Annotated in this window: 2 tRNA genes; both read left to right on the top strand. The window is 50.9% G+C overall.

The features are described 5' to 3' along the window. Positions 1-7 precede the first annotated feature (7 nt). Positions 8-84, top strand: a tRNA-Ile gene (locus KW846_RS29805). Positions 85-114: 30 nt separating this feature from the next. Next, positions 115-190: transfer RNA gene (locus KW846_RS29800), tRNA-Ala, on the top strand. Positions 191-273 lie beyond the last annotated feature (83 nt).

The following is a 273-nucleotide window of genomic DNA, read 5'->3' as shown; positions in this document are numbered from 1 at the left end:
CGAAATTGGGTCTGTAGCTCAGTTGGTTAGAGCGCACCCCTGATAAGGGTGAGGTCGGCAGTTCGAATCTGCCCAGACCCACCAATTTTGTGTGGGAAACGCCTGTAGAAATACGGGGCCATAGCTCAGCTGGGAGAGCGCCTGCCTTGCACGCAGGAGGTCAACGGTTCGATCCCGTTTGGCTCCACCACTACTGCTTCTGATTGTATAAAGCTTAGAAATGAGCATTCCATCGGTTCGATGGTGAATGTTGATTTCTAGTCTTTGACTAGT

Source organism: Pseudomonas sp. PDM32, from assembly GCF_019219225.1.
GTDB lineage: Bacteria > Pseudomonadota > Gammaproteobacteria > Pseudomonadales > Pseudomonadaceae > Aquipseudomonas > Aquipseudomonas laurylsulfatiphila.
Note: the sequence above shows the minus strand (reverse complement) of the source record. Positions and strands in the feature narration are given on the sequence as shown.